Annotated in this window: 15 protein-coding genes, 1 riboswitch and 1 other annotated feature; of the genes, 3 read left to right on the forward strand and 12 right to left on the reverse strand. The window is 27.0% G+C overall.

The annotated features are described in order from the left end of the window. Positions 1-13: 13 nt before the first annotated feature. Positions 14-277, reverse strand: a binding site (T-box leader). A 54-nt stretch (positions 278-331) separates the two neighbouring features. From EJJ37_RS10205 to EJJ37_RS10220, 4 genes are all read right to left on the reverse strand, one after another. Beyond that, entirely contained in the window at positions 332-553 is a 222-nt protein-coding gene (locus EJJ37_RS10205; RefSeq protein WP_243124872.1) for a cysteine-rich CWC family protein, read from the reverse strand. A gap of 86 nt (positions 554-639) precedes the next feature. Beyond that, a complete protein-coding gene (locus EJJ37_RS10210; RefSeq protein ID WP_133015480.1) occupies positions 640-3,873 on the reverse strand; it encodes a ligand-binding sensor domain-containing protein in 3,234 nt (1,077 codons plus the stop codon). Between the two features lie 149 nt (positions 3,874-4,022). Beyond that, positions 4,023-4,673, reverse strand: a complete 651-nt coding sequence (locus EJJ37_RS10215) for a helix-turn-helix transcriptional regulator (protein ID WP_133015481.1) — start codon at positions 4,671-4,673, stop codon at positions 4,023-4,025. Between the two features lie 50 nt (positions 4,674-4,723). Continuing rightward, entirely contained in the window at positions 4,724-5,908 is a 1,185-nt protein-coding gene (locus EJJ37_RS10220; RefSeq protein WP_133015482.1) for a M20 metallopeptidase family protein, read from the reverse strand. A gap of 266 nt (positions 5,909-6,174) precedes the next feature. Here EJJ37_RS10220 and EJJ37_RS10225 point away from each other — a divergent pair, with 266 nt between their 5' ends. Together EJJ37_RS10225 and EJJ37_RS10230 are read left to right on the forward strand one after the other, a co-directional pair. After that, positions 6,175-7,005, forward strand: a complete 831-nt coding sequence (locus EJJ37_RS10225; protein ID WP_133015483.1) for a pyridoxamine kinase — start codon at positions 6,175-6,177, stop codon at positions 7,003-7,005. Positions 7,006-7,024: 19 nt separating this feature from the next. Further along, positions 7,025-7,684: a TIGR04100 family radical SAM protein gene (locus EJJ37_RS10230; RefSeq protein WP_133015484.1), complete on the forward strand. Its 660-nt coding sequence runs from the start codon at positions 7,025-7,027 to the stop codon at positions 7,682-7,684. Positions 7,685-7,742: 58 nt separating this feature from the next. Here EJJ37_RS10230 and EJJ37_RS10235 read toward each other — a convergent pair whose 3' ends face one another. The 4 genes from EJJ37_RS10235 to EJJ37_RS10250 form a co-directional block, all read right to left on the reverse strand. After that, the gene (locus tag EJJ37_RS10235; protein ID WP_133015485.1) at positions 7,743-8,177 is read right to left on the reverse strand and encodes a DUF3021 family protein; all 435 of its coding nucleotides are present in this window, start codon (positions 8,175-8,177) and stop codon (positions 7,743-7,745) included. After that, the gene (locus EJJ37_RS10240; protein WP_133015486.1) at positions 8,177-8,620 is read right to left on the reverse strand and encodes a LytTR family DNA-binding domain-containing protein; all 444 of its coding nucleotides are present in this window, start codon (positions 8,618-8,620) and stop codon (positions 8,177-8,179) included. Before EJJ37_RS10240 ends, EJJ37_RS10235 begins: the two co-directional genes overlap by 1 nt. Before the next feature lie 43 nt (positions 8,621-8,663). Beyond that, a complete protein-coding gene (locus EJJ37_RS10245) occupies positions 8,664-11,063 on the reverse strand; it encodes an FAD-dependent oxidoreductase (RefSeq protein ID WP_133015487.1) in 2,400 nt (799 codons plus the stop codon). A gap of 160 nt (positions 11,064-11,223) precedes the next feature. After that, positions 11,224-11,622 (reverse strand): MerR family transcriptional regulator, encoded by a 399-nt coding sequence (locus EJJ37_RS10250; protein ID WP_133015488.1) that lies wholly within the window; start codon positions 11,620-11,622, stop codon positions 11,224-11,226. A gap of 96 nt (positions 11,623-11,718) precedes the next feature. Here EJJ37_RS10250 and EJJ37_RS10255 point away from each other — a divergent pair, with 96 nt between their 5' ends. Next, positions 11,719-12,564, forward strand: coding sequence for an aldo/keto reductase (locus tag EJJ37_RS10255; RefSeq protein WP_133015489.1), 846 nt, complete (start codon positions 11,719-11,721; stop codon positions 12,562-12,564). 104 nt (positions 12,565-12,668) lie between these two features. Here the strand turns inward: EJJ37_RS10255 and EJJ37_RS10260 are convergent, their stop codons facing one another. The 4 genes from EJJ37_RS10260 to EJJ37_RS10275 form a co-directional block, all read right to left on the reverse strand. After that, positions 12,669-13,424 carry an ABC transporter ATP-binding protein gene (locus EJJ37_RS10260; RefSeq protein ID WP_133015490.1) on the reverse strand — a complete coding sequence of 252 codons (756 nt, stop codon included), beginning with the start codon at positions 13,422-13,424 and terminating at the stop codon, positions 12,669-12,671. Continuing rightward, on the reverse strand, positions 13,424-14,491 hold the full coding sequence (locus EJJ37_RS10265; protein ID WP_420808538.1) for a FecCD family ABC transporter permease: 1,068 nt from the start codon (positions 14,489-14,491) through the stop codon (positions 13,424-13,426). Before EJJ37_RS10265 ends, EJJ37_RS10260 begins: the two co-directional genes overlap by 1 nt. Next, the gene (locus EJJ37_RS10270) at positions 14,475-15,491 is read right to left on the reverse strand and encodes an ABC transporter substrate-binding protein (protein WP_133015491.1); all 1,017 of its coding nucleotides are present in this window, start codon (positions 15,489-15,491) and stop codon (positions 14,475-14,477) included. The genes EJJ37_RS10265 and EJJ37_RS10270 overlap by 17 nt, the downstream gene beginning before the upstream one ends. Positions 15,492-15,603: 112 nt before the next feature. Then, a riboswitch (cobalamin riboswitch) is annotated at positions 15,604-15,809 on the reverse strand. Between the two features lie 131 nt (positions 15,810-15,940). Continuing rightward, positions 15,941-16,750 carry an MBL fold metallo-hydrolase gene (locus EJJ37_RS10275; RefSeq protein ID WP_133015492.1) on the reverse strand — a complete coding sequence of 270 codons (810 nt, stop codon included), beginning with the start codon at positions 16,748-16,750 and terminating at the stop codon, positions 15,941-15,943. Positions 16,751-16,768: the final 18 nt, after the last annotated feature.

Raw genomic sequence — 16,768 nt, forward strand, 5'->3', positions numbered from 1 at the left:
CCCTCATCCTATCCAATAGGACGAGAGCTATATACTCACGTGTTACCACCTAAATTTATCATTATTTCACAATAACAACCTCTTCAGGTACGCCAAAAAATTATCTTGGTTATACCCTAGCACTATAACGTGTGCGATACGACATCTGCCTACTAGTTGTTATCTTTCGGAGTGCTGCTCAGAGACGTATTCAAATTAACTTGTTTTGTTCCTTTCACCAACCGGAACCTCTCTGTAAAACTCTATTAATTTTACTCTTTCTCTTCAAAGCTTTAATTATTATATTTATATTATATTCCTTTCCAATTCCTTGTCAATACATTTGTTTTAATTACCTATTTTCATTAATAGATTTTTTAATTCCCTCTTTATAATTAATTACACATTCTTTGCAAATACAAGCTTTTCCTCTTAAGCTTTCAGGTATTTGTTCTCTCAACTCTTTAGGAACCTCAATTTTCTCACACCAGCAACTTCCATGTGATAATCCCCTCTCATATGCACAATTATTAGATCTTCCACAAATAGGGCAAATGCTTTTATTAATTTCCATTATATTCATCTTCCTTTTCAGCTTACTTTGTTTCTGCATCAAATATAACATATTACTTATTTTGATTACAAATATAATAATACATTTTAGTTTATAGGTAATACTATGGTAAACTTACTTCCCTTATTTAATTCACTCTCTAATTTAACATGTCCATCATGTAACTCTACAATATATTTAACTAACGTTAAACCTATTCCACTACTACTTACCTTAGTTGAATTAATATTTTTACCTTGTTCAAATCTCTTAAATATAAACTCTTGATCATCTTTTGATATTCCAAGACCATTATCTTCTATAGAAACACTAACATTGTTATCATTTGCTTTAATTAAAACCTTAATTTGTCCATTTTCTTCTGTAAACTTAACAGCATTTCCAATAAGGTTTATAATGCATCTCTGTATTTCATTAGGATCGCAGCATATTGGCAATTCTTCAACTTCTGGATCTATGATTAATTCAATCCCCTTACTATTAATATAATCACTCATATTCAACGCAGTTTCTTCCACTAAATATATTATATCTATATTTTTTTCTTTATTTATCTTATAAGTTCCTGATTCTATTTTAGAACTATCTATAATATCATTTATTATATCTAATAAACTTTTTGAACTTTTTCTTATTACATCCATATAATGTAATTGTCTCTCTTTAGTAACGTTTCCATTTTCTTTTAAGGAATCCAATAGTTGAAGCACTGATAAAATTATACTTATAGGTGTTCTTAACTCATGAGATAAATTAACAAAATAATCATTTTTAAATTTTTCATTTCTAATATTTCTCTCATAAAGTTTTTTATTTTCCTCTAATTGACGATTTATTTCTTTTGTTTGCTTATCTACTAATTTTTTTAGAAACTTTACACGATATACAATATTTAAAATTATCAATAAAGCAACTATTATAAAAATACAATATACTATATTAGATTTCCAAAATGGCTTTTTTATAACAAAGCTTACAGTTGATTCTTCTGTAAAACTTCCATCACTCTTAACCGCCTTAACTCTAAATGTATACTTACCTGGATTCAACATAGTATAAGTTGCATAACCACCTTTACTATCACTAATCCACTCTTTATTTACTCCATCCATTTTATACAAATAAGTTATTCTACCTATTCTAGTGTAATTAGGAAGAAAATATTGAATTGTTATATTATTTTCATCATGATTAAGCTCCATATTATCACCATCACTTATAAACAATTCCCTATTTATCAACAATGTATCTAGAACCACTTTATCTACTTTAGGAGTTATTTCTTCTATATTATTTGGATCAAATGAAACTACTCCTTCAGTAGTTCCAAATAATAAATGTCCCTCCTTAGTCTTATATGCTGCCCTTTTATTGAATTGATTTCCAGATACTCCATCTCTCTCCGTAAAATTTATAAATCTACTCTCATTAATAATAAATTTACTTAGTCCTTTATTTGTTCCTAACCATATGTTTTCATTATCATCTATAATTATACTATTTATATAATTACTTACTAAACCATCTTTATCATAATATTGAGTAAAAGTTTCTTTTTCAATATTAAATTTATTTAATCCTACTTCAGTTCCTATCCAAAGATTTCCTTTTCCATCTCCCTGAATACAATTTATAGAATCATAACTCAAAGAGTTTTCTCCTGAAGTTGATAAATAATTTTTAATTACACCTTCAGTTTTATGAAATTTTATTAATCCGCCTTCTTTTCCCCCAGCTAACCAAAGAATATTCTCATCAATTTCATCTTGAAAAATATCAAATATCTTATAGTTACTAATGCCTTTTTCATTAAAATTCTCTCTATAATTAACTACTTCATGAGTTTCTCTATCATATCTATATAGTCCTTCCTCCGTTGCTGACCATGAATACTTATAATCATTAACTATTTTAAAATTATCATTTAAAAAAAGATTTAGATTTATTTCTTCATAAGAATATGATATTATTTCTTTGGTATTTTTATTAATTATATTTATTCCTTTTTCTGTTGATACTATTATACTACCATCAACACCTTCTGCAATATAATTTATTGAATTGCTAAGTAACGAATTTTCATTATTCTTATCACAAATAAATCTTATCATTTTATTTTCTGATATATCAAATTGAACTAATCCATTTCCGTCTATTCCTATCCATAAATCATTATCACTATCTTGTAAAAATGCTCTTACACTATTTTCATATATATTATTCTGAAGTAATATATTATTTATTCTAGTACTAAATTGTTGTTTGGTATTTAATATACTAACTCCCTTATTTGTTCCTACCCATAGTACACCACTTCTATCTTCATATAAACAATTTATTGAGTTATTTATCAAGTAGTTTGATGCTTCTGTATAAATTTTTGTTTCATTGCTACTTACTATATATCTTATTAATCCAGTTCCTCTCGATAACCATACATCACCATTGCTATGACATAATATTTTTGTCATATCATCACTTAAATTTTCACAATCATATATATTGTAAATACCTACTTCATAATCTTTATTTATAATTTTAAATACAGATTCTTTCCCTAGAACCCACATATCTCCATAATTATCTTTATCTACACTATATATATATTCAATATTCTTATATTTATCTCTTCCATTCCTTATACTATAGGTTTTTAAATCTATAATAGATATACCATCCATAGTAGATACCCATAATTCACCTAATTCATTTTCATCTATATCTGTTATGTAATTATTAGTTATATTTGTATTAGTTTCATCTGAATAATACTTTATAAATTTATTATTTTTTTCATCATATCTGTTAAGACCATTTGTAGTTCCAACCCACATAACTCCATAACTATCTTTGTATATTGAAGTTATTACATAATTGGATAACATATCCTCATTCTGTTCTTCTGATTCTATTCTAATAACTTTATCTTCATCTCTGTTAATGATGTTTAATCCTGAATCGGTTCCAACCCATATATTTCCGCTATCATCTTCATTTATACTTGTAATACAAGGTGATGTAAGACTTTTTTCATTACCATATTGATAAGTGTATTGTACTACCATATTACCATTATACTGATTTAATCCGTCTTTAGTACCTATCCACATATCCCCTATTGAATCTTGATAAATATAAGTTATAAGGTCACTGGTTAATCCATCATTTGTGGATAAATTATTAAAATTTATTTTATCTAACTCAGCTACTGAGCTATTATAAAAGTTAACTTTAGTAGCATATGCTACCCCATCCCAACTTAATAAAATTGCAAATATAACCATAAATACTGCAATTTTTTTCCCCATCGTTTTTCCCATTTTCTAATTTTCACTCCCAAGTTTATAATTTATTCTCCTTAATCCCTTTAATTTTTACATGAAAATACAAATTATTAATTACTTTAATAATAATAACAAAAAAAACAAGACAACTAGCGTCTTGTTTCTAACATTTAACAAATTCTATTTTATATTAATTTTAAATTATTTTTATTATCTATATAACTAATTATATTTTTATCATAATTTTTATTAAGAATTTTAATACTATATATTTCATTTATCAATATAAGATTATATTCTTCACTATAACAATATAAGCATAGACCTTCCTTTCTTAAAACATATGAAATTGGAATTATAACTGATTTTCCTTTTCTTGTTTCTATCTCTATAAAACGTTTATTATCTAAAGCTTCATCGATTCCCTGGCAAATTTCACTTTTAGTATCAAACTTTTCTTCATATAAATCTACTATGAATCTTTCTTTAAGCTTCACTAAGATTTCAGAGCACTTGTCTTTCTCTACTATTCTAAATTTATCAATTAAAAATGACTGATCTATATTCTTACTTATACTTTCACCAATATATAGCGCAAAAATTAATGCTTCATAATCACTGTATCTTAACATTTGTCTTCTTATCACATAGTTTTCATCTATCTCCACACCCCCATTTTTTCCTCTATGAATTATTATAGGAATGCCTAATACCGATAGTTTATCTAAATCTCTTTTTATTGTCCTCGTAGATACATCATAAATTCTTGCAAGTTCACTAATTGTAACTTTACAACTGCTTCTCAAGAGATAAAACACAATATCTAATAATCTCATTAATCTTACCTTTCAAACTCTTAATTATACTATCTATAAACAGTAAATTTTTATTTATTATTTTTTAGCCACATAATAGCACAATATGTATGCATAGCTGCTCCTGTAACTAATATATCTTCATTAAATACTACCTTTTCATTATGCATTGGCTCACCATATAAAGAGTTTTCTTCTTTTGTACCTGCACCTAACATAAGATACACACTTGGAACTTCATATGAATAAGATGCAAAATCTTCTGATCCCATTCCCCCTGCTTCAAATAAACAAACAGATTTTTCTCCCACTAAATCCTTCACATAACCTGTAAGTTCATTAGCTAAATCAGTATTATTAGCTAATGGTGGAACAGATGATAATTCTATTAATTTAGCTTCTCCTCTAAACATCTTTCCAGTAGATTCAACTATATCTTTCATTCTACTAAATATAAATTCTCCAACCTCTTTATCTAAACTTCTTATAGTACCTTCCATAATAACCTCTTCAGGTATTATGTTTGGAGCTTCCCCACCTACGAATTTTCCTATTGTTACTACAGCTGGTTTTGTAGCTGATATTTCTCTTGCTATTATTTCTTGTAAAGATATGTATATATGCGCTGCTATATTAATTGGATCTACTCCTGTTTCAGGCATAGCCCCATGACATCCTCTTCCATTTACAACTATTCTAAATCTATTGCAGCCTGCTATACTAGTTCCTAAACCACATAATACAACATTTGAAGGGGTTCCAGAATGTACATGCATTGCCATTGCTGCATCAACCTTAGGATTTTCAAGCACTCCTGCTTCTAACATTTTTTTCGCTCCAGTAAATCCTTCTTCATCTGGTTGAAATACTAACTTAATAGTTCCTTCTATTTCATCTTGATTTTCTTTAAGTAATTTTGCTGCTCCTAAAAGCATTGCTGTATGCATATCATGTCCACAAGAGTGCATACAACCATTATTTGATTTAAAATCACATTCAGTAGCTTCTTCCATTGGTAGTGCATCCATATCAGCTCTTAATAAAAATGTTTTTCCTGGCTTACTTCCTTCAATTGTAGCAACTATACCACTTTCACATATTTCTTTTGGATCATATCCAAACTCTTTTAACTTCTCTATTACATAAGATTTTGTTTTAGGTAGTTCAGCCCCAACCTCAGGATTTTGATGAATAGTTCTTCTATAACTTACAATATCATCTTTTATTAATTTAGCTTGTTCCATAAACTTATTCATATCCATACCTCTTTTTAATTAACTTTAAATTTTATTTATTTTTATAAATTGATTTGCTTTTAATCTATATAGTATTCTCTAAATAAGACATATATAGTCCAGATTGTTTTTTATTTATAATATTTTTTTATCTTCATCAGTAATCTCTTTTATTACCATACAAGGATAACCTGCAGTATAAAATAATATTGTATCGTTACAAAGCTTCTGAAATTGCTTTTCCCAAATTCTTCTTTTATAATTAATATTTAAAGGATGTGAAAAGAATGATGGGATTTAATCAAAAAAAAATAGCCCTTATAAATGATGTAACAGGTTTTGGTAGATGTTCCATAGCCGTTTCATTACCTATTATTTCAGCACTTAAAGTTCAATGTTGTTTTATACCAACAGCTATACTTTCAAATCATACTGGATTTAATAACTTCTTTTTTGAAGATTATACTCCTAAAATGAAAGAGTATATAAATAATTGGGAAGTCCTTGGATTAAACTTTGATGGAATATGTACAGGTTTTTTAGGCTCTAAAGAACAAATTAAAATAGTGATAGAATTTTTAGAAAAATTTAAAACTGAAAATAACATAGTTTTAATAGATCCAGTCATGGGAGACTATGGCAAGCTTTATTCTACTTATACAGATGAAATGTGTAAAGAAATGCAAAACTTAATTAAATATGCTGATGTATTAACACCTAATCTTACTGAAGTTTGTAGATTATTAGATTTATCTTACCCTTCTGATACTCCAACCCATGAAGAGTTGTATTTATTATGTGAAAGATTATCTCTTCAAGGCCCAAGTAAAATAGTAATTACTGGCTTACAAAGACAAGGTGCAATAGAAAACTTTATTTTTGAAAGCAATAAACCCTATAAAATCATACAAGTTGAAAAAATAGGTGAAGACCGTTCTGGAACTGGTGATGTTTTCTCTTCTATTGTATCTGCTAGTCTTGTTAAGGGCGAAGACTTTGCAGATTCAGTAAGAAAAGCTACAGATTTCATTAGTAAATCATTAAAGTTTACTACTAATTTAAACTTACCTAGTAGCTATGGTGTTTGTTTTGAAGAATTCTTAACCGAATTAAAATAATATAAAAGGATGGGGTAATATGGTTGTTTTATATACTAGTGATAATGGGAATTTTATAAACTTAAAAAATATAACAATTGAAGAAATGAAATCTAAGGGCATAAAAAGAAATATATATGTAAATTTGACTAATCGTTGTCCATGTGCATGTACATTTTGCTTGAGACAAACTAAAAAAATGCTTGAATCTAATAGCCTATGGTTAGAAAAAGAACCAACTGTAAATGAAGTAATTAATGAGTTTGAATCTATTGACATTAATCTTTATGATGAAATTATATTCTGTGGATTTGGAGAACCAACTGAAAGATTAGATGCAATAATTGAAATTTCTAAATATATAAAAGAAAGAAACTCAAAAATTCCAATTAGAATTAATACTAATGGTTTAGGAGATTTAATTAATAAAAAAGACATAGCACCTTTACTAAATGGTTTAATTGATACCATTTCTATAAGCCTTAATGCACCAACAGCAGAAGAGTTTTATAAAATAACTAAAAATAAGTTTGGAATTGAATCTTATGATGCTATGAAGAAGTTTGCTGTATCATGTAAATCTTATATTCCTAATGTTGTATTCACAGTTGTAGATTGTATTGGTAAAGATGCTATTGAAGCAAGTCAAAAAATATGTGATGATTTAGGAATAACACTAAGAGTTAGATCTTTTGAATAAAATATAAATAAAAGCTATATCTAAATTTAAAATTTTATTTTAGATATAGCTTTTTAATTTACTCTTTTGATATATTTTCTTGATACTTTCTTAATTGTTCATTTATTTTACTATCAGACTTTTTATTAGATAAATCTATAAAGAAGTAAATAAATAAATATATTAATGTAAAAGCAACAATAAAAATAACTACATAAAATTCATTATTCCAATCTCCCCATTTAAAGAAAACTGCCCAACTTATTATAATACTAATTAGTATTATATATTGTATCCATATAAAGCTATTACTAGCTAATATCTTTATTTTATTACTTAAATAATCTAATATAGTTAATGCTATACTAAATAATATTGCTAATCCAACACATTGAAAAAAGGCTGGATAAAACAACTGATTAATTTGAGTAAATGAATTAAATATACCATATGTTATTGTTGTAACAGTAAACATAATACATAATTTATTAAAAAACAATATTATATTCTTCATTACTTACCAACCCCCAACTTTTCTTTAAATAAAACTACATTACTCCTTGATATAATTACACTTTCATTATTATCAAGATTAGCCTGCATCTTTCCATTAAATAAAGACTTTATGCTAACAATCTTTGATATATTTATTATCATTGATTTAGATGCTCTAAAAAAATATTTGGTTGGAAGTATTGTCTCTAAGACATATAGCTTATGGCTTAATTCATAAACCTTATTTTTAGTATAAGCAAAAACTTTATTATCTATTGTCTCAATATAATATATATCCATAGGATTTAATATATAAGATTGCTTATCTAAACTTCCCCATAGTCTATTATCAATAAGCTTATATTCATTTATAAAATCTAATATTTCTTTAGATATAGACTGACATTTAATTGTTATTTCAGTCTCTCCAAAGCCTTCTATCTCTTCTATGTTAATTTTCAACCTAAAACCTCATTTCAATTTATAAAAATACTAAAATTTCTTTCTATTCACCTAGTTTAATTTTAGGGTAATAATAAGATATTATTAATCCAACTATAGATAATATTTGAGCTAAATTATTCCATGGTGCTGAAATTATTAAACTTATAATTAATTGAATAGCAAATATAACTGCCCATAATAAAGTAATAACTATATTTATATCAGTAAATAATTTTGTTCTTGTCATACTATCTTTGTATGATTGTTTAGAATAATCTGATGTTATTGGCTTTTTTATTATTGCAGAAATAAAAAATGCTCCTATTAATATTATCTTAAGAATGTAACTACTGATTGCTTCAAATACTATTGGTGCGAATTTATATAATATTCCATAAAGAGCAAAAGATATAAATGTTAATCCTTCTAACATAGTAATTTCTTTAAATTGTTTCGGCTTTATAAATACTATAATCAAAGCTGTATATAAAGTTGCAAATAATGAAATTCCTATACCATCATTATAAAATCCACTTATAGCTCCACTTACTATCCATGGTATTAACGTTAGCACTAGCCAAAATATTGTATTAAGCTTTCTTCTCTTTACTATCGGTTCATCACCTAAAGAACTAGTATTAAAATATTTAGGTATATTCATAAATATATCAGCATCACCTAGTACACTTAATTTTCCATCAAACATAGCTCCTCTTCCATCTAACCCATTAAAAGCTATGTTATACCAAACTTTATATGATGTTTTTACTATTACATCTGATTTCTTATCTATTTTTTTATTTAATAATTTAGCTTTCCTATTTTTTATTTCAATATAATAAGTGTCTTTATCATCAAAAATAAACTCTAATAAATAATTCTCATGTTTTGATACAGTAGAATTATCAAAATTTGCTGTCATTCCAATCATAAATTGCTTCAATGGAATATCAGGATCACTCAAATCATTATTGTTAACTTTTATGTTATTTTTTATTTTACTATCTTCTTTTAATATTCTTTCAGCAGTTAAAATTCCACCAGTAATAGCACCCTCAAATCCTCCTCCCGGATTAGTCCAAGCTCCAGATAAAAATACATTTCTAAAATATGACTTATTCGAAAGTCTATTAAATCCACCTTGCCTTATATTTTGCTCCCATCCATATACAGCACCTTGAGTATTATTTGTATAACGTTTCATTGTATGTGGTGTGCCAAGCTCTAAAACCTTTATATGTCCCTTAACCTTTGGAAAGTTTTTATATACAATTTCTAATATTTCATTAGTAACCTCTTCTTTTTTTCTTTTATAATCTTCACTTTTATATTGTGGCCAATTTTTAATATGATCTCCAAAGACTACTACAAATACTCCCACATCTTTATTTAAATCTGGATCTAAAACATCATAACTAGTTAACCCTAAAATATTATCTGAGTAATTTCCCTTTAATATGTTTTTATAAGCATCTTCATAATTAACTCCATTGCTGATGAAATAATCTGCTTTTGTTATTCCAATCTCTGTTGTTTTGCAATCTAATCCTATATATAATTGTGATAAACTAATACCAACATCATTATTATCCAACTTTTTCTTATACTCAATAACATTTTCGTTATTATTATCCATTAAATTTATTAAGTGATTAGGATCACAAGCAAATATAAACTTCTCAGCATCATACTTATTTCCTCTTCTTGTATGTACTGCAGTTACATTATTACCTTCAATATCAATTTTTACAATCTCATTAGATAAATATACCTCACCACCATTTTTTTTAATCTCTTCTACAAAAGTATCTGAAAGTTTACCTGCTCCACCCTTTATATAGAATGTCCCCCCTATATGATAGGATATCCAAGCTAACATATAAAATAATGCATTTAATTTCTTTGGTGGCAATCCATAATATAGCCATAAAAAACTAAACTCTTCAATAAACCTATCATCATTTATAAAAGATTTTAAATAATCATATAAACTTATATCTTGCATTTTTTGATAAATAACAGGTGGCTTCCCTGACTCCATCTCTTCTTTCAAACTATATATCTCTTTAAACAATTTATATATTTTATCTTTATAAGCACTATATCTATTTATTAAATGATCACGATATTTTTCAAATGTATCTGGAACATCAATTTCACACCCATTACTGTATATTGTTCCTGTTTCCTTTTTCCTTAAAAACTCTACTTTATCAATCATATTGATATCCTTCATATGATTATGAAAAGCATTTCCAGGCAATAATCCACCTATCCCATGTAAAGATACATCAAATACATATAAGTTTCCATCCTTATCTTTTCTCTTAAAATTAGTTGCATATCCACCAGCCATAAAGTGCTTTTCAAATACTGCTACTTTTTTACCGTTTTGTGATAATTTTAAAGCTGAAGATAAACCTGCAAGTCCTCCACCTATGATAATTACATCATATTTCATTGAATCATCCTCCTTGAATATTGCTATGTACTATATTTACAACAAAATAAACTCATAAACAATATCTAAGAATGTATCTTGCATTTTATCAATTGTAAGTTGCATTTTTTTATTAGTGAAAATATACTTTTAAATTATACTATCTTCTATTTCTCTAATATTACTTATTCCAAGTATTTGGATTTGTAATATCTCCTATTTCATGATTAATAGTTTTATGATAAAGATTAATTTTTTCTGAAAGATATTGTGATGATTTTTGAAATTCTTTAATTTTCAAATCTATTATTTGCTTTTGTTCTTTAATAATCTCAAGGCGTTCCATAATATTACAATCACCTTCTAGGCATAAAATAACATATTGTTTAATTGCTTCTATAGACATTCCACATTTTCTTAAATGCTTAATTCCAATCAACCAATTAATAGACTCTTGATCAAATAAACGATTATTATGTTCATCTCTTTTTACTGATGGAACAAGCCCATTATCTGTATAATATCGAACTGCATGTGGTGTAATTTCTAATTTTTGAGAAACTTCTTTAACTGTTAACATAATTTTTTCCTCTCCTATTGACTTCGTGTTACACGAAGGTACTATACTTATTATACATCAAATAATACAAATTTTAACAAAGAAAGAAGGTAAATTATGAACAAAGTTAAATTAAATAACGGTATTGAAATGCCCATATTAGGTTATGGTGTTTATCAAATACCAGATTTTGAAGAATGTGAAAGATGTGTTTTAGATGCACTTGAAGTTGGATATCGTTCTATTGATACTGCACAAGCCTATGGCAATGAAGAAGCAGTAGGTAACGCTATTAAAAAGTCTAGTATACCAAGAGAAGAATTATTTATTACTACAAAAGTATGGATTTCAAATGCTGGTTATGAAAAGGCAAAGGCTTCAATTGAAGAATCTTTAAAAAAACTCCAATTAGACTACCTTGATTTAGTATTAGTGCATCAACCATTTGGTGATTATTATGGGACTTATCGTGCTATGGAAGAACTATATAAGGATGGTAAAATAAAAGCTATCGGTGTAAGCAACTTCTATCCTGATCGTTATATAGACTTGTATAATTTCGTTGAAATCAAACCAGCAATTAATCAAATTGAAACACATGTATTTAATCAACAAAAAAAGGCTCAAGAAATCTTAAAAAAATATGGAACACAAATTGAATCGTGGGGACCATTTGCTGAAGGAAAAAATGACTTATTTAAAAATAAAATATTAACTAAAATAGGATATAAATACAATAAGAGTGCTGCCCAAGTAGCCTTACGTTTCTTACTTCAAAAAGATATTGTTGTAATTCCTAAATCAACTCATAAAGAAAGAATGATTGAAAATTTCAATGTCTTTGATTTTCAATTAACTAATGAAGAAATAACAGAAATAGAAAAACTAGATACAAAGGAAAGTTTATTTTTCTCACATTATGATCCTGATACCGTTGAATGGTTCATGAGTATATTAAACTAGTTCTAGAAATAAAATAATATTAAAATGAAAACTAGAATATATCACATATTTTCTAGTTTTCATTTTAATTTATATACTTAATTTTATAACATAAAAAGTGCTGTTTATATTAAATAAGAAATATAAATTCTCTCGTTATTTAATATAACCTCTGCATCAACTTCATAAACTTCTTTTATAAGTTCTTTTGTTAATACTTCTTTTGGATTGCCATACTTAATAATTTCTCCATCTTTCAAAACATATATTTTATCACAATACATAGCTGCAATATTCAAGTCATGAATAGCTGCAATAACCTCAATATTTAAATTCTTAACTATTCTCATAAGTTGAAGTTGATATTTTATATCTAAATGATTCGTTGGCTCATCTAATATTAAACATTGTGGCTGTTGTGCCAAAGCTCTTGCAAGTATTACCCTTTGTTGTTCACCACCTGATAAACTTTGAAAACATCTATCCTTAAACTCCAACATCTCAACCTTTTTTAAAGCATCATTTACAATATCATAATCCTCTTTGTTGTCTCTTTCCATAAACTTTTTATGAGGAGATCTTCCCATTAAAACAATATCTTTAACAGTAAAATCAAAATTATAATTATTATGTTGAGATAATACAGCTAATCTTTTTGAACTTTCTTTTACTGTCATACCCTTTATATCTACTTTATCTAACAATATTGCTCCATCATTAGGCTTTAATACTCTATATATACATTTTAAAAAAGTTGATTTTCCACTTCCATTAGGTCCTATTATTCCTACAACTTCCTTATTATCTACCTCTATATTTATACCTTTTAATATATTGTTTTTTTCTAAAGTAATATTTATATTTTCAGCTTTTATATTCATTACTTATTACCACCAAACCCATAATTCTTTTTAATCATAAGCCATACAAATAATGGTGCTCCTATTATTGATATAACTATTCCAATAGGTATTTCTGTACCCTTTATCAAAATTCTAGAAATAACATCTGCCCATATTAAAATTATTGCTCCTAATAAAGCTGCTATTGGTATTATTTCCTTATGGTCAGTTCCAAAAATAATTCTAACTATATGAGGTATTATAAGACCAATAAATCCTATCATTCCTGATACATAAACTAATAGCCCTATTATAAGTGAAGTTATTAATAGATATATAATTCTAAACTTATGCAAATCTGTACCTAATGTAATTGATACTTCATCTCCTAATAACATTAAATTTAATATTCTATACTGAGTCGTAAAAAATATAATTCCTAAAATAATAATAGGTAATATAAATGCTATTTCATTCCATTTTGCTCCAGCTAAACTGCCCATTAACCAAAAAGTTATTGTTTTTAACTTTTGTGAATCATCTGATATATAAACTAAAAAACTTGAAAAAGAACTACAAACAGAACTTAATGCCATTCCTGATAAAAGCAGCTTTATAGAGTTACTTCTTCCCCCTATATTAGATATCATTAATACTAATATAGAAACTCCAAAAGCTCCAATAAAGCCCATTATACCAAGTGAATTACTTCCAAATACACTTCCTATACCTAGCACTACAGCAAGTGTTGCTCCTAAAGATGCACCTGATGAAACTCCTAATATATAAGGATCAGCCAGTGGATTTTTAACTATTGCTTGCATTATAATTCCTACTACTGATAATCCTGCTCCAACAGCTATAGCTAATACTATTCTTGGCATTCTTATTAGCCAAACTACATCTGCTATAGCTCCTGATCCTATAGATGAATCTCCAATATTAAATAATTTATATAATATAACTTTATACACTTCCTTTATACTAATATCTACAGATCCCATGGTAACAGCAAAACCTATAGATAGAAAAAGTATAATTAGTAGTATGACAGAAGTCCCTATATATATAGGAACTCCTTTTAAAACTTTATTCTTCATTTCCATATAATCCATTTGCAAAAGTATTTATACCATCTATTGTTCTTATTCCACTAGAATACATCTCTCCTAAAGGTATAGCATAAACTCTTTTATTTTTAACTGCAGAAAGACTTGCAAAAGCTGGATTTTCTAATACCTTATTTACCTCTTCAACTGGAATATTTTCATCTCCCATGTCCATATAAGAAACAAAAATACAATCTGGATTTAGTTTAATTAAATCTTCTGCTCCTATATTTCCACCTTCAGGATTTAAAACCTCTGCTCCTAATTTTGTTACCATATCTCCAGCTAAAGTTTTGATACCATAGCTATATATTTCATCATCATAAAACTCTATTACCATAGCACTTTGCTTTTCTTCATTACTTACCTTTGAAGAAACTTCATTAACAGTTGATGTAATTTCATCTACTATAGCCTGAGCTTTATCCTCAACATTAAAAATCTTACCTAGGTTTAATATATCATTTATTTCATTCTCTATTGTTCTTTCTTCAGCTACTCCACTATTTAATGAAATATAAGTATTTACACCACTTTCATTCCAATAATCGATATCTCCTAATCTTTTATCATCAAATAAAGAATACCATCCTAATATAAAATCAGGTTTTTCCATTATTATTGTTTCTTTTGATGGAGTAAACTCTTCTAAATAATTCACCTTACTAAATGCTTCCTTATACTCATCTTTTACATCATGATCAAGGCCTGCAGCTGCAACTATTCTATTCTCTAGTCCTAATGCTAGCATAGTTTCAATTGAATTTTGATAAATAGCTACTACATTTTCTGGTGCCTTATCGAAAGTTATTTCAACAGGTTCTTTCGAATAATTATAAGTTGTTATAGTCACTGGGTAATGTGAGTCATTATTTTTTTGAGACTGTACACTTGAATCTACATCTCCTGACTCTTGATTGCTTGTCCCACAAGAAACAAGTCCTAAGATAAGCATTACGCTTAATAGAATTGTTGTTAGTTTTTTTAATTTTTTCATCTTTGTTCTCCCTTTATCTGTTTATATTTGTTTATTTCAATATAAAGATATAAGGATACTCTTACTTGTTTGATATTTAATTTTTATTAATATCACTCTTTTACCGAAGAGTATCGATATTATAATACTGGCAAGTCTCCTGACTTATAGATCATCACGTTATCTCTCCTTCTCAAGCATATATGCTCAATGGATTACTTTGAAATAACATTCCCTAAATACAGTAGCGGCACTGTGTAGGACTTTCACCTAACTTCCTTTTTAATAAAAATAGATATTTATATATGTCTATTTCTAACCAATATTATTTTATTATCGTTATATTTAATAACTAACTAAGTATATCTAAATATATTAAATTTGTCTATATTTAACTGTAAAATTATAGTATTTAAATACTATAATTTCACAACTTAATTTCAAATTCTATAATCTTAATATATAAATTTTTATTTTAGTTCTATTCTTTCTAAATCATAGGGAACAAATACTTGTCCATCATAAACAGATTTTGCTTCTTCACTATAAAGTCTTTTACGTTCTGGAAGCCTCTTGTCTTCTGTATGATATAAAACTAAATTTTCTACATTAAGCTCCTTTGCAAGTTTTCCTGATTCAATAGGTGTACTATGATTTTTTTCATAAGGCTTAAATATTTCTCTATCTGCATATAAGCAAAATGCTTCTGAAAGTAACCAATTGCAATTCTCAACATACTCTTTAGAAATCTCCTTATAAGGTTCATCACCAAGACAAACTAACTTCTTTTTATTTGGAAGGATTGCCTTAAATCCAAATTGTTTATCCTTAGTAGATTCTATATCAAAAAATTCTATATTCATTCCTATAACATCTATTTTATCTCCATGACATACCTCACAAATATTAATGCCATTACCAACAAACTTTAATAATTTTTTAGTTAACATCATATTACTTAAAGTATTTAATATGTTAACAACTTCATTATGCCCGTATATATTAAATTCACCTTCATATTTTCCTTCACTAATTAATGCAGCATATTTTCTTATTATCCATATTGCTCCAATTATATGATCTGTATGTCCATGTGTAACAAACATCCCTTTAATATTTTTATAATTAATTTCAGCCTTTTCTAATTGAGCTAATATTCCGTTTCCGCCACCTGCATCTACTAAGAAATACTCATTATTATTTCTTAGTGCAAAACAAGTGTTATAACATTTTGTTACCATTGCAGAACCTGTTCCTAACATAATTAATTCCATATTCATATTATGCACCTCTTTCTA

The organism is Clostridium cuniculi (assembly GCF_004353185.1).
Lineage (GTDB): Bacteria > Bacillota > Clostridia > Clostridiales > Clostridiaceae > Clostridium > Clostridium cuniculi.